The sequence below is a fragment of the Sphingobium xanthum genome, assembly GCF_019737615.1.
Lineage (GTDB): Bacteria > Pseudomonadota > Alphaproteobacteria > Sphingomonadales > Sphingomonadaceae > Sphingobium > Sphingobium xanthum.
On sequence record NZ_JAHKKS010000012.1, the window covers coordinates 1 to 21,301 of the forward strand.

General features: G+C 63.1%; 15 protein-coding genes. 11 read left to right on the top strand and 4 right to left on the bottom strand.

What is annotated here, in order from left to right:
• Nucleotides 1–460: 460 nt before the first annotated feature.
• A complete protein-coding gene (locus tag KM135_RS16870) occupies nt 461–1,348 on the bottom strand; it encodes a LysR family transcriptional regulator (protein WP_221715213.1) in 888 nt (295 codons plus the stop codon).
• Between the two features lie 115 nt (nt 1,349–1,463).
• Between KM135_RS16870 and KM135_RS16875 the strand changes: the two genes are divergently transcribed.
• Genes KM135_RS16875 through KM135_RS16890 form a run of 4 tightly spaced genes read left to right on the top strand, consistent with a single transcriptional unit; the run spans nt 1,464 to nt 9,405 of the window.
• The gene (locus KM135_RS16875; protein WP_221715214.1) at nt 1,464–3,842 is read left to right on the top strand and encodes a TonB-dependent receptor; all 2,379 of its coding nucleotides are present in this window, start codon (nt 1,464–1,466) and stop codon (nt 3,840–3,842) included.
• A gap of 6 nt (nt 3,843–3,848) precedes the next feature.
• The gene (locus KM135_RS16880) at nt 3,849–6,194 is read left to right on the top strand and encodes a sulfatase-like hydrolase/transferase (protein WP_343228218.1); all 2,346 of its coding nucleotides are present in this window, start codon (nt 3,849–3,851) and stop codon (nt 6,192–6,194) included.
• Nucleotides 6,191–7,132 carry a formylglycine-generating enzyme family protein gene (locus KM135_RS16885; RefSeq protein WP_221715215.1) on the top strand — a complete coding sequence of 314 codons (942 nt, stop codon included), beginning with the start codon at nt 6,191–6,193 and terminating at the stop codon, nt 7,130–7,132. Before KM135_RS16880 ends, KM135_RS16885 begins: the two co-directional genes overlap by 4 nt.
• Nucleotides 7,129–9,405: an arylsulfatase gene (locus KM135_RS16890; RefSeq protein ID WP_221715216.1), complete on the top strand. Its 2,277-nt coding sequence runs from the start codon at nt 7,129–7,131 to the stop codon at nt 9,403–9,405. The genes KM135_RS16885 and KM135_RS16890 overlap by 4 nt, the downstream gene beginning before the upstream one ends.
• On the opposite strand, the gene KM135_RS16895 is transcribed toward KM135_RS16890, so the two are convergent.
• Together KM135_RS16895 and KM135_RS16900 are read right to left on the bottom strand one after the other, a co-directional pair.
• Nucleotides 9,386–9,631: a hypothetical protein gene (locus KM135_RS16895; RefSeq protein ID WP_221715217.1), complete on the bottom strand. Its 246-nt coding sequence runs from the start codon at nt 9,629–9,631 to the stop codon at nt 9,386–9,388. The two genes, KM135_RS16890 and KM135_RS16895, sit on opposite strands and share 20 nt — an antisense overlap.
• A 60-nt stretch (nt 9,632–9,691) precedes the next feature.
• Entirely contained in the window at nt 9,692–10,561 is an 870-nt protein-coding gene (locus KM135_RS16900) for a TauD/TfdA dioxygenase family protein (RefSeq protein WP_221715218.1), read from the bottom strand.
• Between the two features lie 380 nt (nt 10,562–10,941).
• On the opposite strand from KM135_RS16900, the gene KM135_RS16905 reads away from it, so the two are divergent.
• From KM135_RS16905 to KM135_RS16925, 5 genes are all read left to right on the top strand, one after another.
• Complete coding sequence (locus KM135_RS16905) at nt 10,942–13,950, top strand: TonB-dependent receptor plug domain-containing protein (RefSeq protein WP_221715219.1); 3,009 nt, start codon at nt 10,942–10,944, stop codon at nt 13,948–13,950.
• Nucleotides 13,951–13,999: 49 nt separating this feature from the next.
• Nucleotides 14,000–14,983, top strand: a complete 984-nt coding sequence (locus KM135_RS16910; protein ID WP_221715220.1) for a nuclear transport factor 2 family protein — start codon at nt 14,000–14,002, stop codon at nt 14,981–14,983.
• Between the two features lie 34 nt (nt 14,984–15,017).
• Nucleotides 15,018–16,400, top strand: coding sequence for an MFS transporter (locus tag KM135_RS16915; protein ID WP_221715221.1), 1,383 nt, complete (start codon nt 15,018–15,020; stop codon nt 16,398–16,400).
• Between the two features lie 99 nt (nt 16,401–16,499).
• Nucleotides 16,500–17,222, top strand: a complete 723-nt coding sequence (locus tag KM135_RS16920; protein WP_221715222.1) for an alpha/beta hydrolase — start codon at nt 16,500–16,502, stop codon at nt 17,220–17,222.
• 172 nt (nt 17,223–17,394) lie between these two features.
• Complete coding sequence (locus KM135_RS16925) at nt 17,395–18,201, top strand: CmcJ/NvfI family oxidoreductase (RefSeq protein ID WP_221715223.1); 807 nt, start codon at nt 17,395–17,397, stop codon at nt 18,199–18,201.
• A 41-nt stretch (nt 18,202–18,242) separates the two neighbouring features.
• Here the strand turns inward: KM135_RS16925 and KM135_RS16930 are convergent, their stop codons facing one another.
• Entirely contained in the window at nt 18,243–18,554 is a 312-nt protein-coding gene (locus KM135_RS16930) for a YciI family protein (protein WP_221715224.1), read from the bottom strand.
• 82 nt (nt 18,555–18,636) lie between these two features.
• Here KM135_RS16930 and KM135_RS16935 point away from each other — a divergent pair, with 82 nt between their 5' ends.
• Complete coding sequence (locus tag KM135_RS16935) at nt 18,637–19,836, top strand: LLM class flavin-dependent oxidoreductase (protein WP_221715225.1); 1,200 nt, start codon at nt 18,637–18,639, stop codon at nt 19,834–19,836.
• A gap of 32 nt (nt 19,837–19,868) precedes the next feature.
• Entirely contained in the window at nt 19,869–21,296 is a 1,428-nt protein-coding gene (locus KM135_RS16940) for a spinster family MFS transporter (RefSeq protein WP_221715226.1), read from the top strand.
• Nucleotides 21,297–21,301: the final 5 nt, after the last annotated feature.

Genomic DNA, 21,301 nt, shown 5'->3' on the forward strand with positions numbered 1-21,301 from the left:
CTTCGCGAACAAATCCTGCGGATCACGACCAGCCAGAAGCTGGTCCAGCATGGCCTTGTCGATCGCCATATCGATGGTCCTTCCTATCCATCTCTATGGCCTCGCGCACAAAATATCTGACAGTCCCTCTCACTGGCACCCCACCGCGGTCCCTGCGCGATCTTCAATATGTTCCAGGAACTTGGACACCGCCCGAGAGTTTCATGCGGGAGTGAACGGTCATGCCAAGCTGTTCCGGACAGCCGAGGATACGCGGACTGACCAACTCTGCACAGCAGATGAACCAAATCCAACGTGCGGCTCAAGCAATCGAGCCGTCGCCCGCGCCGACATGCCCCCTGTCCAGCGCGCGGCAAAAGCGAACCCACGAATCTCCCGATAACGCATTGATCAGGGCAGACCGATGCTGGCAGCACTCCCGCGCTTGACTATCAGGGATACTCTAAGAACAGTCGTTCGTTCAGGTGACGATAGATCCCGTGCAAAGCTGACAAACCCACTCGACGCATGGGCGAACCAGCTCGTCTCTGCCGCGCTCGCCGAAAATTGCCACACGATAAGCTGGTTCTATCAACACAGGTAACTTTTCGATCTGACGGCCAAACCGCCCCATCGCATGATCATCGAACAGAAGCCCGACGCCTAGGCCGTCTCGCACCATCTCGGCCAGAACATCGCCAAATTGCACGCGCGCGCCGATCTTCACTGGATAGATGCCGGCCTTTTCCAAAGAGCCGAGCACCCAGGACCGTGTGCGGGGGGTGGTGGGGAGGATGAAGGGGGTCTTATTGATGGCGTCAATGTCATCGCCCAGGTCGCGGGCGATGTGGGGCGCGGCGAAGAGACCGCAGGGGATGACCGAGAGGACGCGGCTATCGGCCAGATCGGGCGGCGGCAGCCCGCCGGTGTAGATGGCGAGATCGGCCTGGCGGGCACGGATCATGTCGAACATGCGGCCGCGCTCGTTCAGCACCTGGAATTCGAGCGACACCTCTGGAAAGCGCCGGACCAGTTCCGGCAAGGCGGGCTTGATGATGCTGTCGAGCAGATAGTCGCCGGTCAGAACCTTGAGCTTGTAGGGCCGCCGACCGCTCTCTTCCGGTTTCCAGCGCCGCTGCTGCGCGAGCAGGTCCTGCGCGCCGGCGAGCATGACCTCGCCATCCTCCGACAGAAAGGCAGCCGCCCCGCGCCGACGCTGAAACAGCACCTTGCCCACGCTCGCCTCCAGTGCCCGGATCTGCTTGCTGATCGCGGGCTGACTGATGCCGAGCCGATCGGCCGTCTTGCGGAAATTGCCGTCCACGGCCGCTTCCACGAAGATTTCGAGCTGCCGGAACGTGAAGGTCATGGCAAAGATATAACCGATCGTTCTTATTTGTGATAGCCTGCTGGGCCGTTGCTTGGCATCGCGCAGCTAACGCATCTCCCCAGTCGATAACCGACCGAAAAAAAGGGGAGAGAGAATGATCACGAGACGAGGGCTGCTTGCCAGCAGCACCGCGCTGCTGCTTGCTTCGATCGCCGTGCCAGCGAGTGCGCAGGAGGCCGAAACGGCCGCAGCAGCCGACGCGCCGGACGACAGCGGCGACATCGTCGTGACCGCGCAGTTTCGTGGACAGCGCCTGCAGGATACGCCGATCGCGATCACTGCCGTCAACGAAGCGATGATCCGCGACAAGGGCCTCGATCGTATCACCGACATCACCAACTCGGCGCCGAACGTCGTCATGAAGCCTTCGGGCTCGATCTACGGTCCCGCCGCGACCCTGTTCATCCGCGGCGTCGGCCAGATGGACTCCAGCTTCGCGGTCGATCCCGGTGTCGGCCTCTATGTCGATGACGTCTATCGCGGCATCACCTTCGGATCACTGCTCGACCTGCTCGATCTCGACCGCGTCGAAATCCTGCGCGGCCCGCAGGGCACGCTCGCAGGCAAGAACTCGATCGGCGGTGCGGTGAAGATGTTCACCAAGGCACCGACCGGCGACGGCCACGGCTATATCGAAGTCACGACCGGCTCGTTCCGCCGGATCGACGCCAAGGGTGCGGCTGACTTCACCATCGTGCCGGACAGACTGTTCGCCCGCGTCTCCGCCGTGACGCGGCACCGCGAAGGCTATCTCAAACGGCTCGACTATAATTGCACGCATCCGGGGCAGACCCAGGCGCCCACCGCGAGCGCGACGGACAGGGACTGCATTGCCGGTCGCGAGGGCGGTCAGGACTATACGGCCGCACGCCTCGCGCTGCGCTGGCTCGCGACCGACACGATCGAGGTCAACATCGCCGCCTCCCGCCTGGTCGATGACAGCGAGCCCACGGCAACCAAGGCGATCTCGCTCAATCCGGCAGCGGCCACGACGCCGGGCTTCCCGGATCGCTCGGTGTTCATCACGCCGCCCAATTCCTACACCAACTATTCCACCTATCAGATCCAGGGCTTCACCGATCCGCCGGCGCTGCTTGGCCAGCCGGGGGCGGGAACGCATCCCGCCATCGTCTATCCGACCAACAACCGCATCCGCGCCTGGGACATTGCGGGCACGATCGACATCGAACTGGCCGACAGGCTCAGCCTCAAATCGATCACCGCCTATCAATATACGGACGGGCGCTACAGCACGGACGCCGATACGACGCCGTTCGGCATCAGCGGCAGCATGAACCGCCAGCGCTACAAGCAGTTCACGCAGGAGCTACGCCTCAACGGCAGCATCGGTTCGCTGCTCGACTGGACGCTGGGCGGCTATTATTTCAACGGCAAGGGCTATCTCTTCACCTACAACATCATCTCGCCGGGCCTTCCTAACGAGACGGTGAACCTTGCCGACGACTATATTCCGACGACGAGCAAATCGGTGTTTGCGCATGGCGTCTGGCACGTCACCGACCGGCTCAACGTGACCGGCGGTATCCGCTACACGAACGACGAGAAGAGCTATTCCTTCCAGCGGCTGAACCCGTTCGTGCCGACGCTGCCTGCCTATACTTCCGCCGGCAAGATCAACGGGCTCAAATCGACCTTCAAGGGCGACCGATGGGACTGGCGCGTCAACGCCGACTATAAGCTGACCGACCAGATCCTGGCCTATGCCCAGTTCTCGACCGGCTATCGCGGCGGCGGCGTCAATCCGCGTCCCTTCGTCATCGAGCAGGCGCTGCCCTTCGGCCCCGAGACGCTGAACGCCTATGAGATCGGCCTCAAGACCGATCTGTTCGACCGGATGGTGCGGCTCAACCTGTCCGCCTTCATCAACGACTATAAGGACATGATCTTCAGTAACACGGCGCCGACCATCGTCAACGGCGTCGTGCTGAGCGCCGCCAACGGCACGCCGGTGAATGCCGGTGACGGCCGCTTCAAGGGCCTGGAAGCCGAACTGGCGCTGCGTCCAGCCGACGGCCTCACCATCGATGCCAATGTCAGCTATCTCGATTTTCAGCTCAAGCGCATCGGCGCGAGCGGCGCCACGATCACCGGCATCACGCTCGCCAACATCGCGCCCTATGTGACCAAGTGGAAAGCGGCGGGCGGCATCCAGTACCGCTTCGACATCGGCGATATGGGATCGCTCTCGCCCCGGCTGGACGTGGCGTATCAATCGTCCTTCTATACGAATATCGACAATAATCCGGCCTCGCTGACGCCCGGCTACACGATCGCCAATGCGCGTCTCAGCTGGCAGTCGCCGGACAAGGACTGGGAAGCGGTGCTTGCCGTCACCAACCTGTTCGACAAATTCTACTATCAGAACACGTTCCGCGGCCCCGCGATCTCGTCCGTCACCGGCCAGCCCGCGCCGCCGCGCGAGTGGTCGGTGAGCCTGCGGAAGAGCTTCTGACGGTCCGTGAGAAAGACAGCGCTCCTCCTGGCGGCCGTGGCGTGGAGCCCGGCCGCCCTTTCCCAGACCGATGCGCGCGCGGCCGCAGCGGAGGTTCTGCCGCACCCCGCGCCGGCCTATGAAGGCACGCTCGGGCGGACGATCGAGACATCTTCGCCGGCCCGTTATGCGCCGCTCGCGAAAGCGCCGAAGGGCGCGCCGAACATCCTGCTGATCCTGACCGACGATGTCGGTTTCGGCGCCTCCAGCACCTTTGGCGGCCCGGTGCCGACGGCCACGTTCGATAGGCTGGCGGCAACGGGCGAGCGCTACAATGCCTTCCACACGACGGCGCTGTGCGCACCGACGCGCGCGGCGCTGCTCACCGGGCGCAACCCGCACAAGGTCGGCTTCGGCACGATCACCGAGATGGGCACGGGTTATCCGGGCTACAACACGATCCTGCCCAAGAGCGCTGCGACGATCGGCGAGATTTTACGGCAGAACGGCTATGCGACGGCCTGGTTCGGCAAGAACCACAATACACCGGAGTGGGAGCAGAGCGCGGTCGGCCCGTTCGACCGCTGGCCCGACGGCCTCGGCTTCGACTATTTCTATGGCTTCATGGGCGGGGCGACGAGCCAGTATGCGCCGGCCCTGTTCGAGAACCGCACGCCGGTCGAGCGGCCTGTCGGCGACCCCGATTATATTCTCGACCGAGACCTCGCCGATCATGCGATACGCTGGCTGAAGACGGTGGACGCGGCGCAGCCGGACAAGCCCGTGCTGCTCTATTATGCGCCCGGCACCTCGCACAGCCCGCACCATGCGCCAAAGCACTGGATCGCCCGCTTCAAGGGCAAGTTCGACATGGGCTGGGACAAGATGCGCGAGGAAAGCCTCGCGCGGCAGATCAGGCTCGGCGTCGTGCCCAGGGGGACGAAGCTGACGCCGCGACCGGCCTCCATTCCCGCGTGGGACTCTCTCTCGGCCGATCAGAAGCGGCTCTACGCGCATATGATGGAAGTCTATGCCGCGGCGCTTGCTCATGCCGATTTCCAGATGGGGCGGCTGCTCGACGAGCTGAAGGCGCAAGGGCGGCTGGAGAATACGCTCGTCATCTACATTCAGGGCGACAATGGCGGAAGCGGCGAGGGCGGCCCGACCGGATCGATCAACGACATCGCTTCCATCAACGGATTCCGCGCCGATCTCCCCACGATGTTGAAAGCCATGGACCGGCTGGGCGGGCCGGATTTCTACAATAATTATCCGGTCGGCTGGGCCGGGGCGATGAACTCCCCTTTCCAGTGGACCAAGCAGGTCGCATCGCATCTGGGCGGCGTTCGCAACGGGATGGTCATCAGCTGGCCCGCGCATATCAAGCGGCCGGGCGGTGTGCGGCCGCAATTCCATCATCTCGTGGACATCGCGCCGACGCTGTACGAGGCTGCCGGGATCAAGGTGCCGACCAGCGTCAACGGCGTCGCGCAGATGCCGCTCGACGGCGTCAGCATGATGTACAGCCTGGACGCGCCGGATGCGCCATCGCGGCGCACACACCAGCTGTTCGAACTGCAGGGCAATGCGGCGCTCTATGCGGACGGCTGGTGGGCCAACAGCAAGCCGACGCGCGCGCCCTGGGACTTTGCGGGACCGGGCGGTCTGCCGACGGACGGGGTGTGGGAACTCTACGACATCGCGCAGGACTTCTCGCAATCGAGCGATCTCGCGGCGCGTTATCCCGACCGGCTGAAAGCCATGCAGGACCGCTTCTGGGCCGACGCGGCGGCCGGGCAGGTTCTGCCGATCGACAATCGCTCCTTTGCGCGCTGGAACACGGCCAATCGTCCGTCGCTGCTCGGCGAGCGCACCAGCTTCCGCTTCGGTCCTTCGCCGCGCCGCATCACGGGCGGCGCGTTTCCGGACCTGAGCGGGCGAAGCTGGCAAATCACGGCAAGCATCGAGATCGGCCGAGCGGATGCGGGCGGGACCATCGTCATGAATGGCTCCAATTCCGCCGGCTGGTCGCTGGGACTGGATGCCGGGCGGCCGATCTTCACGTATAAGGCGTCAGACGCGCCGGGCGATCTCACCCGATTGAGCACGCCGGCGCCGCTGGGGGAGGGCAGGCATAAGCTGCGGCTGCTGTTCGAGACGGAGACCCCGAAAGGACCGGGCGTCGCAAAGCTGTTCGTCGACGGCGTGGCGGCCGGAGAGGCGGCCATCCCGCATGTCGTGCCGGTATTGCTGCCGGACAATGCCACGATCGGCTGGAGCTTCGACATGATCGATGCCGGAACGCCCGCCGGGCCGTTCGACGGCACGATCCGCGACGTGACGGTCGACCTGCCGGGCGGCGAGAAGAAATGATCCGGCTGGGCGGCGGAACCTTCTGGATGGGCTCGTCCGACCATTATCCCGAGGAGGGGCCTGCGCGACGGGTGCATGTCGACCCGTTCGAGATCGACGCGGCGCCGGTGACCAATCGCGACTTCGCGGCGTTCGTCGCGGAGACGGGCCATGTGACGCTGGCGGAGCAGGCACCCGATGCGGCGCTCTATCCGGGCGCGGACCCGGCTATGCTGCGCGCGGGATCGTCCCTGTTTGTACGGCCGGACCGGCCGACGCCGCCGACCGATCCATTTGCCTGGTGGCACTTCTCGTTCGGTACCGACTGGCGGCACCCGCATGGGCCGGACAGCGGGATCGGCGGGATCGAGCATCATCCGGTCGTGCATGTCGCTTATGCCGATGCGCAGGCTTATGCCGCCTGGGCCGGCAAGCGCCTGCCCACGGAGGCGGAATGGGAATTTGCGGCGCGGGGCGGGCTGGATCGGGCGGCCTATGCCTGGGGCGAGGAACTGGCGCCGGGCGGCGCGATGCTCGCCAATTACTGGCAGGGCGCCTTTCCGCACCAGAACAGTCTGGCGGACGGCTATGAGCGGACCTCACCGGTCATGGCCTATCCGGCCAATGGCTATGGCCTCTACGACATGATCGGCAATGTCTGGGAATGGACGGCCGACTGGTATCTGGACCGGCGGGGCGAGGCGGCCTCCAAGCCCTGCTGCGTGCCGCGCAACCCGCGCGGGGGCAGCGAGGAAGCCAGCCGCGATCCGCACGATCCCGGCCATGCCTTCGGGCGCAAGGTCCTCAAGGGCGGGTCGCATCTGTGCGCCGACAATTACTGCCGGCGCTACCGCCCGGCCGCCCGCTATCCGCAGACCATCGATACATCGACCTCGCACATCGGCTTTCGCTGCGCGCGCAGTCCGGCCGACGAGGCGAGCAAGGGGAGAGAGCCATGACGAGACATTTCCGGACGCTGGGAAGCTCCGCGCTGGCCCTGACGCTGGCGCTCCAGTCCGTCGCTGGGGCGGCGCAGGGTGAGGCCAGGGACTGGCGGCATTTCCCCAAGCCGATAACGGCTCCCAAGGGCGCGCCCAATGTACTGCTGATCATGACCGACGATGTCGGCTTCGGATCGACCAGCACCTTCGGCGGGCCGATCCCGACGCCGGTGTTCGACGAACTGGCCGCGAAGGGCCTGCGCTACAATGCGTTTCACACCACAGCGATGTGCTCGCCGACGCGCGCGGCCCTGCTGACCGGGCGCAATGCGCATGCGGTGGCGAGCGGGTCGATCACCAATGTGGCGGTGGACGAGGCGGGCTATACCTCGGTCATCCCGAAGAGCGCGGCGACGATCGGCCGGGTGCTGCGCGACAACGGATATGACACCGCCTTCTTCGGCAAGAACCACAATACGCCGACCTGGCAGACGGGGCCTATGGGGCCATTCGACAATTGGCCGAACGGTTGGGGCTTCGATTATTATTATGGCTTCAACGCGGCGGCGGAGGATCAGTATCGCCCGGCGCTGACCGAGAACCGCAACGCCATCGAACCGCCCGCCGATCCGGACTATATCTTCGACAAGGACATGACCGATCATCTGCTGAACTGGCTGCGCGTCAAGCAGAGCCAGAAGCCGGACAATCCCTTCTTCATCTATCTCGCACCCGGCACGATGCATTCCCCGCATCAGGCGCCGGACGACTGGATCGCCAAGTTCAAGGGCAAGTTCGACATGGGCTGGGACCAGATGCGCGCGCAGATCTTCGCGCGGCAGAAGGCCATGGGCGTGATCCCGAAGGGCGCGAAGCTGACGCCGCGGCCCGACGCGGTGCCGGCCTGGGCAAGCCTCAGTCCCGAGGCCAGGCGTACCTATACACGGCAGATGGAAGTGGCGGCCGCGCAGCTCGCCTATTTCGACCATCAGACCGGCCGGATCATCGCGGAACTCAAGGCCAGCGGGCAGTATGAGAATACGCTGATCATCTATCTGCAGGGCGACAATGGCGCGAGCATGGACAGCCGGCGCGGCGCCGTGCAGGAATTGCAGAGCCTGATCGGCATCGAACCGACCGAGGAGGAACTGATCGCCACCGGCGAGCAGAACGGGACGCGGCACAGCTATTCCAACTATAATTCCGCCTGGGCCTGGGCACAGAACGCGCCCTTTCCCTGGGGCAAGCAGATTGCCTCGCATCTGGGTGGTCTGCGCGACGGCCTGGTGATCAGCTGGCCGAAGCGGATCAAGGCGCAGGGCGAGGTGCGCAGCCAGTTCCACCATGTCATCGATGTCGCGCCGACCATCTATGACGCGGCCGGCGTCACCGCGCCGGAACAGGTGGACGGCGTTGCGCAGCAGCCGATCGACGGCGTATCAATGCTCTACAGCTTCGACAATGCCACCGCACCATCGACGCGCACGGAGCAATATTTCGAGATGCTGGGAAACCGGTCCTTCTACAAGGATGGCTGGCTCGCCTCGACAACCCCCGGCGGCCCGCCGTTCGGTCGCCCGGCCAAGCCGCTCGATCCGCTGAGCTTCAAATGGGAACTCTACAATCTGACCGTCGATTACTCACAGTCGACCGATCTGGCCGCGAAGAATCCGCAGAAGCTGGCCGAACTGCAGGCCGGGTTCGATGCCGCGGCCAAGCGCTACAATGTCTATCCGCTGGCGGCGGACCTGATCGGCCGGGCCGGGCCGGGCAATCGGCCGTCCCTGCTCGACGGGCGCGATCGCATGGTCTTCCGTCCCGGCGAAACGCGCTATCCGCAGGGCACATTTCCGGGGCTAGCGCCGGGCTGGAACATGACGGCGTTCCTGACCATTTCCGATGGAGCCGCACAGGGGCCGGTCGCGATTGCCGGTGACGAGGCGGGCGGCGCGGGCCTCTTCATCGAGGAAGGACGCCCGATCTATCGCTACAATGCGACGGCACGGGGCGCGGAGCGCTTCACTCTCGGCGGCGCGCCGCTCGCCCCCGGCGATCACAGCATAACCATCGCAGTGACTGCGATGCCCTTCGCCGGGCCACGCGCGGCGCGCCTCGCTATGCTGGTGGACGGACTGGAAGTGGCCGCGCGGGACATACCGACATTTTACGCGGTTCGTGGCGGCGGCGTGGTCGGTCGCTATGGTGTGCGAACCTTGCTGCCCGATTTGCCGAACCCACCCGTGCGAGGTCTTGCAATCGACCGGGTCGAGTTCACGCGAGGAACCCGCTAGGGCGAGGGCAGTACGAGGCCGAAGCTGGGCTTCGGCGCGTCGAACGGCTGTCACCGGCCGCAGTGCCCGCTTCGCCCGCCGGCAGCGCGACGGGCGCACTTCGCTCCAGTCTGATGACGGTGACCGCGTCGCTGACATGGACGGTGGGCTGGTGGATGAGGACGCCATTGCTGATCTCGATCCACTCCGCCTCGGCTCTGCCATTGATGGCGAGCACGAAGCTCATGCTCGTCCGCGAAGAGAATGATTTCCCGTTGACCGGTTCCTGCCAGTCAGCCTGGCTACGTCAGGTGGCCGCGGCGCCGGCCCCAAACCCGAAGACCTCCGGTCCACTTTCGTTGATGGTCGTGCGGCGCATGTCGCGCTTGTAGCGGTAACGGTCGAACGGCGTGGCGCTATGCATCGAGCAACGGTTGTCCCAGATCACCATGTCGCCCGGGCGCCACTTGTGCGAGTAGATGTACTCATCCCGGGTTGCAAATCTGTACAACTCGTCCAGTAGCTGTTGGCCCTCCTCCTCGCCCCAGCCGACAATGCCGACGGCATGCCAACCCAGATAAAGTGTTTTCCGACCGCTCGCGGAGGTGCGCACGAGCGGATGTGACATGCGCGGATAGGACTTGCGCATCTCGTCATTCGCGAACTCGACGCCGTTACGCTGAAGCGCGCGGAACAGATCGTGCTCGGCCTTGAGGTTTTCGATCTGGTCCCTGGTCTCTCGCGGGAGGTCCTCATAGACGGCGCGCATGTCGATATAGTCGGTATTGGCGCCCTCGGGCGGCGTCACATAGGCCAGCAGAAGCGACCATTTCGTCGGCAGCGCGTTGAACGGGCTATCGGTGTGGAAGAGTTCGAAATCCGTTGGTTGAGGACCGTTGGGATTGGGTGGCTTGATCTCGCCATCGGCCCCAAGATTGCCGACATCGAAAATCTCCGGTGCGATCCGCTTGCCCGGCGGCGGCAACTCGAGCGGTCCGAAGGCGCGGCTGAAGCGGAGGTGATCCGCATCGCTCAGGCTCGCGTCGCGGATAACGCAGACCCCGTATTTCGCCATCGCGTCCTCCACGAATGCAATCGTTTCGGATGTGATCGGCGCTGAGGTGTCCAAGCCAACAATCTCGCCGACAAACCGAGCGTGAAGCTGGGTGATTTGCATAGTCGCGCCCTTCTTTCCCTGCCACCCTCTGTTGGCAAACCCGGTTCTTCATTTGCAGGCTGCCGCCTTCGCCGGGCGTGAAAATAGTGCTGTCATTTTGAGCGCCATCAGTGGCGGTACGCCGATCACTGCCGCAGCGCTGCCTCGCCGCTCAGGCACATTCCCGCCGAGCTCGCTACCCTCGATTGGCGACGACTTCGGGCGCGATTGCGCCCATGAACCCGGCATCTTGTCGCAATTAACAGCACTATTTTCACCCCTCCCCAACATCCCAATCCGTCAATCGGAGAAAAATGGGTGCCGAAAGCACATGCGACCTGCCCCTGGAATCGAGTGGGGCGCAGTCAGCGATGGCGGATGCACCTCATGGGAGGATGGATATGGCGGCGGGTAGCAAAGGTCATGCACGCAATCTGAGCAGGGCTGTCTGCCCGGCGCTTCTGGGAAGCGTTTCGGCACTGGCCTGGGTCGTTCCGGTTCATGCCCAGGCCGTTCCGGCTACCGCGGAAGAGACGCGATCCGTCGATGGCTCGCCGTTGCCGGCCACGTCGGAAGTGATCGTGATCACCGGCACGCGCATCGGCGGCGAAGCGCCTGTCGGCACGGCGCTGGTGCAGATCGACCAGGAAGATATCCAGGCAACCGGCCTTACCAGCGCGGCCGACTTGCTCAATACCGTGCCATCGATCCTGAAGCTGGGCAGCGGTGACAACTATGCCGGCGGTCAAGCGCAGCAGGCGAACACCATCAACTCGTTCAACTTCAACAAATCGCCGAACATTCGGGGTCTGGGGGTGGGTGCGACGCTCAGCTTGGTCAATGGTCACCGCGTTCCATACGAAGGCGGTAACATGAACTCCTTCGACGGCGACAATTATCCCGTGCAGATGATCCAGCGAATCGACGTGGTGCAGGATGGCGGTTCCGCTCTCTACGGCGCCGATGCGATCGCCGGCACGGTCAACTACATCCTGAGGCGGCCGGAGGACACGCTCGAGGCCTATGGCGGCTATCGCAAGAATGACGGCCAGGAAGCGTGGTTCGTCACCGGCATCGGAGGTCTGCGATGGGGCGAGGGCAGTGAGATGGAGGGAGGGATCATCGCCTCGTATCAGCACTCCTATCAGAACCCTTTCAAGGCATCGACGCGGCCCGATCTCTACAATGATGATCTTTCGCCCTACGGCGGACCACCGCCATCGCTCTACGCCGCTCCCGGCAATGTCGTCGTCAACGGCAGCTACTACGGAATCCCGGCCGGGCAGGACGGAAGAAACCTGACACTTTCTCAGCTCAAGTCGACGCCCAACTACTTCAATACCTGGACGGGTATCGAGGTCATTCCGGAGGTCGAAGCGGATCGCGTCTCGGTCAATTTCGAGCAGAAGGTCACCGATTGGCTCCGACTATTCGGTGACGCGCTTTACGTCCGTCGCGCATTCGCAATCAACGGGCCGAATTCCTCGACCAGCAACCGCGTGACCAACTTCGGTCAACTGCCCGGAATCCCCAACACCAATCCGTTCAGCCCCTGCAACCCGAGCCACTATCCGGGTGGTATCGTCACCGGCCCCGCAAACCTCGTGGCCGCCTGCCAGGCCGGCTCGCTCGCCGTCGCTTATAGTACGGTCTATGATATCGGCTCGCCGAGCAGGAAGGGGACCACTGAAACCTGGACTTATGGCGGCGGCGCCGACATCGATCTTCCCTTCGACTGGACGGTCACGCTGTCTGCCTTTGCCGGGACGCACGACGCCCCATCTGTCACCACGCAGACCGGCGGTGCGCCGGCGCCGGATTTCGCTACCTTCAATTTTTTCTGTGACCCGACGTCGTTCCAATGCACCGATCCGGCGACCGCCCAGTCGATCCTCGCACGGTCGATCAATCTGGTGAATCGAACGAAATATGACATGCAGGTCTATTCCGCGACGGCCAACGGCCCGCTATTCTCGCTGCCCGCTGGCGAGGTCAAGCTGGCGCTGGGCTTCGAGCAGTATGAGGGATCGCTGCTGAACCAGAATAATTTCGGCGGTAACAACTTCAATCCGCGCAGCATCTCGTCCTTCTTCGGCGAGTTGTTCGTTCCGCTCGTGAGTCCGGAAGCGAACATCCCGGGCATTCATGAACTCGAGTTCAACGTTTCCGGGCGGCTTGACGAGTATAGCGATGCCGGCTCGACGACCAATCCCAGGATCGGCTTCAACTGGTTGCCGACGCAGGGGCTGAAGCTTTTCGGAAGCTGGGGCACCACCTTCCGGGCACCGGGCCTGGCCGACAACGATCCCTTCTCGCAGACCGGCGTGATTCCGATCGTCGCCTCCGGCGCGCAAATTTCGCCAGCGATCTGCGGCGCCTGCCAGGCCATTCCGTTCGGGGCAATCTACCAGCCGATCGGCGGCGCCAATCGGAACCTTATGCCAGAGACCTCCGAGACTTATGCTTTCGGCGCCGACTGGACCCCGGACTCGGTGCCAGGCCTCCTCATATCGGCCAAATATTGGTGGATCAGCTACGAGGCGCAGATTTCGACGCCGGCGTTCAACGTGGGCAGCGTGAACGCGATCAACCAGCAGATTTACAATTCGCAGATCATCTACAACCCTGCACTTTTCCCGGCCCTCGCCGCCAACAACCCGACCGCGTTCTTCGGCGATTTTCCGACCATCAAGGCGAATAATCCGGCTTGTGCCGCGGTGATCGGCCAACGTGTCACCACGCAGGCGCTCTATGATTCGATGGTCACCTGCTACAACACAGGTGGCGAGACCGGCGGGTTGTTCGGCCCGCCGACGGCGCCTGGCAACGTGTTCGCTCTGGTCAGCGGCCGCCGGATCAATGCCGGCAAGACCGTCGGCAGGGGGATCGACTTCACCATCGCCTATACGTTCGACACCGGTATCGGCACCTGGGACCTGGGAGCCGTGGGATCCTACACGCTCGGCTGGAAGGTTTCGCCGCTTCCGGGCGCGCCGGCGGTCGAAGAGGTGAATGATCTCGGTTTTCCGCTGACCTTCCAAGCACGCGGACAAATCGGCTGGAAACGCGATTTCGGCTTCGGCCGCCTGTTCGTGAACAGCTTCGTCAACTATCGGAATTCCTATGAGATTGACGCCGCGCAACTGCCGATCGGGGTCAATGCCTCTTATGCGAAAATCGATTCCTACACGACCGTCGACCTGAGCTTCGGGTTGGATACCGGCAGCGCGCTCGATTCATGGCTGGCGGACGACATGACCCTGATCGTGAGCGTGCAGAACCTGTTCGATGTCGATCCGCCTCTGGTGGTCAATCAAAGCGGCCTCGCCGGCAGCGCCATCAGGTTCGATCCCACCTATGGCAGCCCGCTCGGCCGCGTCTTTCAGGTTCAGCTCGGCAAGAAATTCTAGGTCCCGCCTCGCAATGAGAGAGGACCTGACCGGCAGGCGGGAGAGGATCATGACGCGCGCCATGGGTTTAGGAGCCGCTGCCTGCTTGCAGCTCTTGGCGTGCGATGCCGCGACGGCCGGGACGTCGCGAGCCGTGTCGCTCGCCCCGCCGCAGCTTTCGGGCGCCGGGCCTGGTGCAGTGGAGGTCTCGGCCCATCCCACCCCGCTTTCGCTGCTCGAGGATGAGGATCCGGTGCTCGCCGCCAACAAGCGCCTCGTGTTCGATGCCTGGCGCGGGATCGTCAACGCCGGCCATGTGGAATTGGCGGATGATCTGCTCCGCGAAGACTATATCCAGCACAGCCCGGTCCTGCCGACGGGGCGCGCGGCCTTCAAGAAAGTGTTCTCCGCCGTGGAGCGGCGCGAGATTCCGGAACTGGTTTCACCTCCTCTCGTGACGATCCTCGCAGAAGGCGAGCTGGTAGTCATGGCACTGCGCGAGGAATTGCCCCAACCCGGCGGTGAGGGGCACTACACCACGACGCATTTCAACCTGTTCCGTATCGAAGACGGACGTCTTGCCGAACATTGGCATTCGGTTCAGGCCGCGCCCGGCCCCCACCTGCCCTCCGCCGCGGAAGGTGGGCCGCAACCGGTAACCGGTGTTTCGGGCAGCGCCCAATTTGCTCTGTTGCAAGCAAAGGACGCGGCGCTGGCGGCCGACAAACGCCTCGTCTTCGATGCGTGGCGATCGGCAGCCGATAGGGGAAGCGCGGGAGTGGCCGATCGGTATGTCGGCGAAACCTATATCGAGCATGATCCCAATGCCGCTGCACGGCCGGAGGTTGCGCTTCAGGGACCACTCGTCGCGATGATCGCGCAGGGCGATCTGGTGGTGATGGTGACGGCGCGCGAGCATCCCCACCCGAGCCGTGCGGGGGAGACTTATACGACCACCTGGTTCGACATGTTCCGGATCAAGGACAACCGGCTGGCGGAACACTGGAACGGTGACGTCAAGTCAGGCGGTCCGGCCGCGAAATACGGCGGTTAGATTGCCGGTGCAGGAAGGGACTGACGTGAACGAGATGACGGCGGACCGGCCCTCGGTTCGCGAGGTATCGACACCGGACGAGGCGGCCTGGCCGCCGCTGCGCCAGGCCTATGTCGCGGCGTGGATCCTGGCGGCAGTCCAAATGTGTGCGATGCTCAACAATGGCGTGATGATGCTGTTGGTCGAACCGGTGAAGCGCGATCTGCAACTGACCGACATGCAGATGAGCTACCTGCTCGGCTTCTCCGTGGTGCTGTTCTACGCCTTCATCGGCATCCCCGCAGCGCGGCTGGTGGACCGCTACAACCGCAAATGGCTGATGACCTGGTCGATCGCGCTCTGGAGTCTCGCAACCGGGGCGTGCGGTTTCGCGCAAAGCTTCTGGCAGTTCTTCGCGGCACGGTTCTGGATCGGCACCGGGGAGTCGATCAACGGCCCGCTCTCCTATTCCTTGCTGGCGGACTATTTTCCCCCCGAGAAACTGCCCCGGGGGATCGCGATCTACAATGTCGGTATGCAGGCGGGCGTCGCGCTGTCGTTGTTGTTCGGCGCATTCGTCCTTCACATATTGTCCGGTACGCCCGACCTCGACGTTCCGTTTCTGGGGAGGGCCGCCGACTGGCAAGTGCTGTTCATCCTTACGGGCGTGCTGGGGGTTCCGGTGGCCTTCCTCATGGTCAGCGTCGCCGAGCCGCGCCGTCGCAACTCGGGTGCTGTATCCCCGATCGACGACAAACGTCGCGGCGCGGGGCTTCGGCAGGTGCTGGCGTATCTGTGGCGCGACCGGCGGCTCTACGGACCGATGTTTCTTGGCCTGTGCTTCACCTCCATCCACATGATGGGCCTGGGCGTATGGAGCGCCGCCTTCTATTCGCGGACCTACGGTTGGAATCCGGCGCAGATCGGTTTCTATCAGGGCGTGCTCAGCCTGGCGCTCGCGGGCCCGGGCCTGTTCGGGGCGATCTGGCTGAACGACTGGTTCCGCAAGCGCGGCCATGCCGATACCAACATGCGCGTCATGGCCATCGGCTTGACGGCCGCCGTTCCTTTCATGATCGCCGCGCCGCTGATGCCGTCGCCGTGGATGGCGCTCCTGATGTTCGCTGTGGGTCCGACCATCATGCTCATGGCCGCGCCCTCGCTGAACACCGCACTCCAGATCATCACGCCAAACGAGATGCGGGGGCAGATGACGGCGATCTACCTGTTCATCGTTCTCGCCGCCAGCCAAGCTATTGGACCCACCTGGTTTGCGTTCCTGACGCAATATGTGTTGGGTAACGAAGCGCTGCTGCGCTTCTCGATCGCCATATCGGCCGCGATCCTGTTTCCCGCGACCGCGATTGCCTATTGGCTGGGTCTGAGGCCCTACCGCGAGCGCATCCTGACCATGCGGACACAGGGCGCCAGCGTATAATACGGTCCCGAGCAGCGTGCGGTAATGTGACCACTATTTTTGCGCACTCGAAGCGCAAGAACCGGTCCCGCTGGCAACACCGACCAAAGGGATCGAGGAATGGCAAACAAAGGTGCAACAATCGTCATCGTCCATGGTGCCTGGGTCGGCGGATGGCGCTGGCGGGGCGTGGCGGACATCTTGATCGAGCGCGGTCATCAGGTGTTCACTCCGACCCTCACCGGCCTTGGCGAGCGCGAGCATCTGACGAGCCGCGCCGTCAACCTCTCGCTGCACGCGCAAGATATCGCGAATGTCGTCACCTATGAACGGCTGGAGAATATCCTGCTGGTCGGACATTCCTATGGCGGCATGCCGATCTCGGCGGCGGCGGAACTCATACCCGAGGGCGTCGTCCAGTCGATCATGTACATGGATGCCTTCTTTCCCGAGGACGGCGAGAGCCTCAACGATCTCGTTCCGGGAGAGCCGCATTTGCCGGCGGATTCCGATGATTATCTGGTTCCGCCGCCTCGCTCCAATCTGGTGGGATTCAACGCTCATATGGATCCTGCGGCGCGTGCAGCCTATGAGGATCGCCGAACGCCGCAATCCGTCTTTTGCTTCGCTGAAAAGGCGCGCCTCACGGGCGCACGCGACCGGATTCCCCAAAAGACCTACGTGCTGGCGACAGGGTATAAGAACGACACCTTCGCCCCGGTTGCCGAAAAATTACGGCGGCGTGAAGGATGGCGTGTGGAAGAAATGCCTTACACCCACGACCTGCAGCACGTCGCGGTCAAGGAAACCGTCGATATGATCGAAAGCGCGCTTCCGAAATAAGAGCGAAGCCGATCATCCCATCGTTCGCGGATTGTAAGCACTATTTTCGCGTCTCGATGGTGAGCAGATATTTTCGCAGTTGAGTTTGAACGAGCCCTAGGGCGGTGATCGCAGGCGCGAAGCTGCCCGTAGGTCGCCCGAAGCGGACGGTTCCTGCCGTCGAGGAGAACCCGTGGAAAGTGTAGCAGCAGCGGCATCGCGCCATATCTTTGTCGAGAGTTTCATCCGCTATTCGGAGCGTGCTGCGGATGGCGGCTGGATCGAAAAGAACGGCAGCTACTCGTTCGGGATGGAGGACCATGCCATGCATGTGCGAAACGCGCGCATGGCGGAAACGTCATTCGACACCCACGGCTTCGCGCTCGTAAAGCATCCTGTCGACATCGATTTCGCTGACATGGCCGATGTTGAAAAACGCTACTATCCCCAGGTCTCGCGGATTGTGAAGGAAATGACCGGGGCCAGCGAGGTCTTCCCCTTCCTCGGCATCTTGCGCGGCGGTGAGGATGCGAAGGGTGGTGGCCCTGCGCTCAGCGCTCATGTCGATTTCAACGAGCCGGCGCTCCGCGAGTGGGCGGCCCGGCTGATGCCTGATCGGGCGGATGAATTTGCCGGAAAGCGCCTCGTGAACATCAATGTATGGCGCGGCACTATCCCGGTTGAGAACATGCCGCTCGCGGTGTGTGACGCGCGCAGTGTCGAGAAGGGGGACTTCCTGCGTGTCGCCCTCGGCGAACCCCAAGGAGGGTTCGCCGAGGGCATGCCGGCGGGCCTGAACATGGCCTATAGTTCGAAGCACGAATGGTACTACTACCCCGATATGCAGCCCCACGAGGCACTGGTGTTCCGGCTCTTCGATACCGGAAACCCGGATTGGAAGATGTCCGGGCATACCGCATTCATCGACCCGACAAGTGACCCGGCCTCGCCCAAACGGCAGAGTTTCGAGGTCAGGACCATCGCGGTTCTTGGCGAATGACCGTGACGGCGAGGCCATTCGCTAGCTGCCGGCAGGAAGAGTCATCCGCTCGCGGCGCCCTGCGGAGCGCCGATACGGAACTGGGCCTCCTCCAGCCGGACCAGCCCGGCATGTCCGTCCTGCTGCCACGGGTCGTCGGCAAGGCGTGCGCGCACCTCTTCCTCGCTATCCGCCAGGAAGACGAACAGCACGTCGCTGGAATCCTGAAGCAGACCGGCCATCGCGATGATGCCCTCTTCTTCCAGCCGGCCCATATAGGCCGCGTGCTGCGCAAAGCCGTCCTGTTCCTGCGCGAGCTTCGAATGATCCCAGGCCTCCATGCGCTTCACGAGGGCGACGAACGTCTTCTTCATGAGAAACCCCTTCCGTTTATCCATTAGGTCGCAGAATATTGATGGTATTTGAAGAAATCAATAGAATCTCGGAGAGAATGAAATGAAGGTCTTTGTATTTGATTGGACGGCCTATGGGGAAAGCATAGATAAATTCCGCGTAAACGGTAAAATTCCTCGGCTAGTAAGGGAAAATTTTGAGTCAGAAGTTGCAATCAATACTTACAAGAATCACATTAAAGCTTGGGTTGAACTCGAAAAGCAGGGCTTTGACGGCGTCGCGATCAACGAACATCACGGCACGCCATTCGGGCTCGGCAATTCGCCGAACCTCATGGCCGCGGCACTTTCTCAACTCACCGAGAAGCTGAAGATTCTGGTCTATGCCAATTTGCTGCCGATCCATGAGCCGCTGCGTCTGGCCGAGGAACTGGCGATGCTCGATTGCATGACCAACGGCAGGCTGATCGCGGGTGTCGCCCGAGGCGCGCCGCGTGAATACAACATCTTCAACGTGCCGATGAGCGAATCGCGCGGCCGCTTCAATGAAGCCTTCGACGTGATGCACGGCGCCTGGACCGAGGATCGCTTCTCCTTCGATGGAGAATTCTACAAATATCGCGACGTATCGATCTGGCCTCGTCCTGTGCAACAACCCCATCCGCCGATCTGGGTGCCGCTGACCGGGTCGAAGGAGACGATCGAATGGGCGGCCGCCCATGATGCGACGATCACGCCCGGCGTGTTCGCGGGCCCGATGCGCGAGGACACAATCCGCTATTTCGCGGAGTGCCAGGAAAAGCACGGCCGCAAAGTCCAGTCCGACAAGATCTGTATCATGGTGGATTGTTACGTGGCGGATTCGAAGCAGCAGGCCGTCGACGAATATGGCGAATATCTGATGTACCTGTTCAACACGCTGCTCGGCTACGACCAGGTGTGGCAGGACGAGGTCAACAAGAAGGGATATTACAGCTCGACCGCCTTCGAGCACCTGCGCGAGGGCACAAAGGGCACGCTGGCCGAGGACGGCACCGTCTTCAACGAATGGACGATGGATACGGTGCGCGCCGCCGCCGAACATATGCCGATGGGTACTGCCGACCAGGTGGTCGAACGGATCATCGCCGAATGCGACGATGCCGGCGCGAACAATGTCCTGCTGGTCTGCAATCGCGGCCATATGCCGCATGAAATGTACCTCAACCAGATCCGGCGGATCGGCAAGGAGGTCCTGCCGAAGCTGCAGGCGCATCATGTGACGTTCGTGCCGCACGCCGAGCAGCGGCTGGCGGCCGAGTAGATGCGGATGGGACCTGCGTGGGGCGCCTCCGCATGACCGATCCAACCTTGGCCTTGGCAGACGGGGAGGGGCCGAGATCGGCAGCGTCCGGTGGCGGACATCCGCTGCTGCGCGCCGGCTACAAGCGGTGGGTCGTTTTCGTCCTGCTCCTGGTTAGCATCGTCAACTTCGCCGACCGGGCTATCCTCGCTGTCCTTGCCCAACCGATCAAGGAAGACCTCAACCTCACGGATACCGACCTTGGGCTGCTCCAGGGCCTTGGCTTCGCCATCCTCTACTCCGTCCTCGGTGTGCCGCTGGGCATGCTGGCCGAGCGGGTAAACCGGACGCGGCTGATCGCGATATGTGTCGCCATTTGGTCGCTGATGACCATGGCTTGTGGCTCGGCGACGGGCTTCTTCACGCTGTTGCTTGGCAGGATCGGCGTCGGGATCGGCGAGGCTGGCGTGCAGCCGCCGACGTCGTCGCTGCTGTCCGACCATTTCCGGTTCGACAGGCGGGCGTCGGTTTTGGCGATTGTCATGCTTGGCGCGCCCTTCGGATTTCTGCTGGGCCAGTCAGTCGGAGGCTGGGTGGCTTCGGCATGGAATTGGCGCGTTGCCTTCTATGTGATGGGTGTTCCGGGCATCCTGATCGCCCTGCTTGTCTGGCTCACCTTGCGCGAGCCACCGCGCGGGCTCGCGGACGGGAACACGGCGGCCTCCCCGGCGCCGTCGCTCGCGACAGTGGTTCGCTACCTGCTGGGCAAGCCGACATATCTGCATCTCCTCGCCGGCGGCACGATCTCGGCCTTTGCCTTGAACGCGATCGCCATCTTCGTGCTGCCCTTCTATCTGCGCGGTTTCGACATGCCGCTGGCGGTGCTTGGCGTAGTCTTTGGCGTGGTCACTTTCACGTCCAACGGGATCGGAATGCTGCTGGGCGGGTTCGGGTTCGACCGGCTTTCGAGGAGGGACGTCCGGTGGGCCTTGTGGGGCCCCGCCGTCGCCCTGCTCTTGTGCATTCCGGCCTATTTCGGGGCCTTTGTAAGCCGTGGGATCTATGCTTCGCTGGTTTGCGTGTGGCTCGGCAATCTCGTGCTTATCAGCTACCTCGCGCCGACCGCCGGTACCATGCAGAATCTGGTAGGGTCACGCATGCGCGCTACGACCTCGGCGCTAACCGCTCTGGTGAGCGGCCTCTTCGGCGCGGGTCTGGGCCCGACAGCGATCGGAATGGCCAGCGACTTCTTCGCCGCAAGGTCGTTTGCCGGCGCCGATTTCATTGCCAGCTGCCCGGGCGGGCGAGGGCCGGGTGGGACGGGCACGGCGCTCGACATGGCCTGCCGGTCGGCGTCAGCCGAAGGACTGCGCAATGCCTTGATCAGCGTGCTGGCGCTCTTCCTTTGGGCAGCAGTTCACTATCTGCTCGCCTCGCGCCACCTGAAGAACGATCTCTATGATGCGGATAAAGAGGCCTAGGATTG

Bases quoted from the DNA above. Each gene is read 5' to 3' on its own strand.
- KM135_RS16870 (WP_221715213.1), bottom strand. From the start codon at position 1,348: ATGACCTTCACGTTCCGGCAGCTCGAAATCTTCGTGGAAGCGGCCGTG.
- KM135_RS16875 (WP_221715214.1), top strand. From the start codon at position 1,464: ATGATCACGAGACGAGGGCTGCTTGCCAGCAGCACCGCGCTGCTGCTT.
- KM135_RS16885 (WP_221715215.1), top strand. From the start codon at position 6,191: ATGATCCGGCTGGGCGGCGGAACCTTCTGGATGGGCTCGTCCGACCAT.
- KM135_RS16890 (WP_221715216.1), top strand. From the start codon at position 7,129: ATGACGAGACATTTCCGGACGCTGGGAAGCTCCGCGCTGGCCCTGACG.
- KM135_RS16895 (WP_221715217.1), bottom strand. From the start codon at position 9,631: ATGAGCTTCGTGCTCGCCATCAATGGCAGAGCCGAGGCGGAGTGGATC.
- KM135_RS16900 (WP_221715218.1), bottom strand. From the start codon at position 10,561: ATGCAAATCACCCAGCTTCACGCTCGGTTTGTCGGCGAGATTGTTGGC.
- KM135_RS16905 (WP_221715219.1), top strand. From the start codon at position 10,942: ATGGCGGCGGGTAGCAAAGGTCATGCACGCAATCTGAGCAGGGCTGTC.
- KM135_RS16910 (WP_221715220.1), top strand. From the start codon at position 14,000: ATGACGCGCGCCATGGGTTTAGGAGCCGCTGCCTGCTTGCAGCTCTTG.
- KM135_RS16915 (WP_221715221.1), top strand. From the start codon at position 15,018: ATGACGGCGGACCGGCCCTCGGTTCGCGAGGTATCGACACCGGACGAG.
- KM135_RS16920 (WP_221715222.1), top strand. From the start codon at position 16,500: ATGGCAAACAAAGGTGCAACAATCGTCATCGTCCATGGTGCCTGGGTC.
- KM135_RS16930 (WP_221715224.1), bottom strand. From the start codon at position 18,554: ATGAAGAAGACGTTCGTCGCCCTCGTGAAGCGCATGGAGGCCTGGGAT.
- KM135_RS16935 (WP_221715225.1), top strand. From the start codon at position 18,637: ATGAAGGTCTTTGTATTTGATTGGACGGCCTATGGGGAAAGCATAGAT.
- KM135_RS16940 (WP_221715226.1), top strand. From the start codon at position 19,869: ATGACCGATCCAACCTTGGCCTTGGCAGACGGGGAGGGGCCGAGATCG.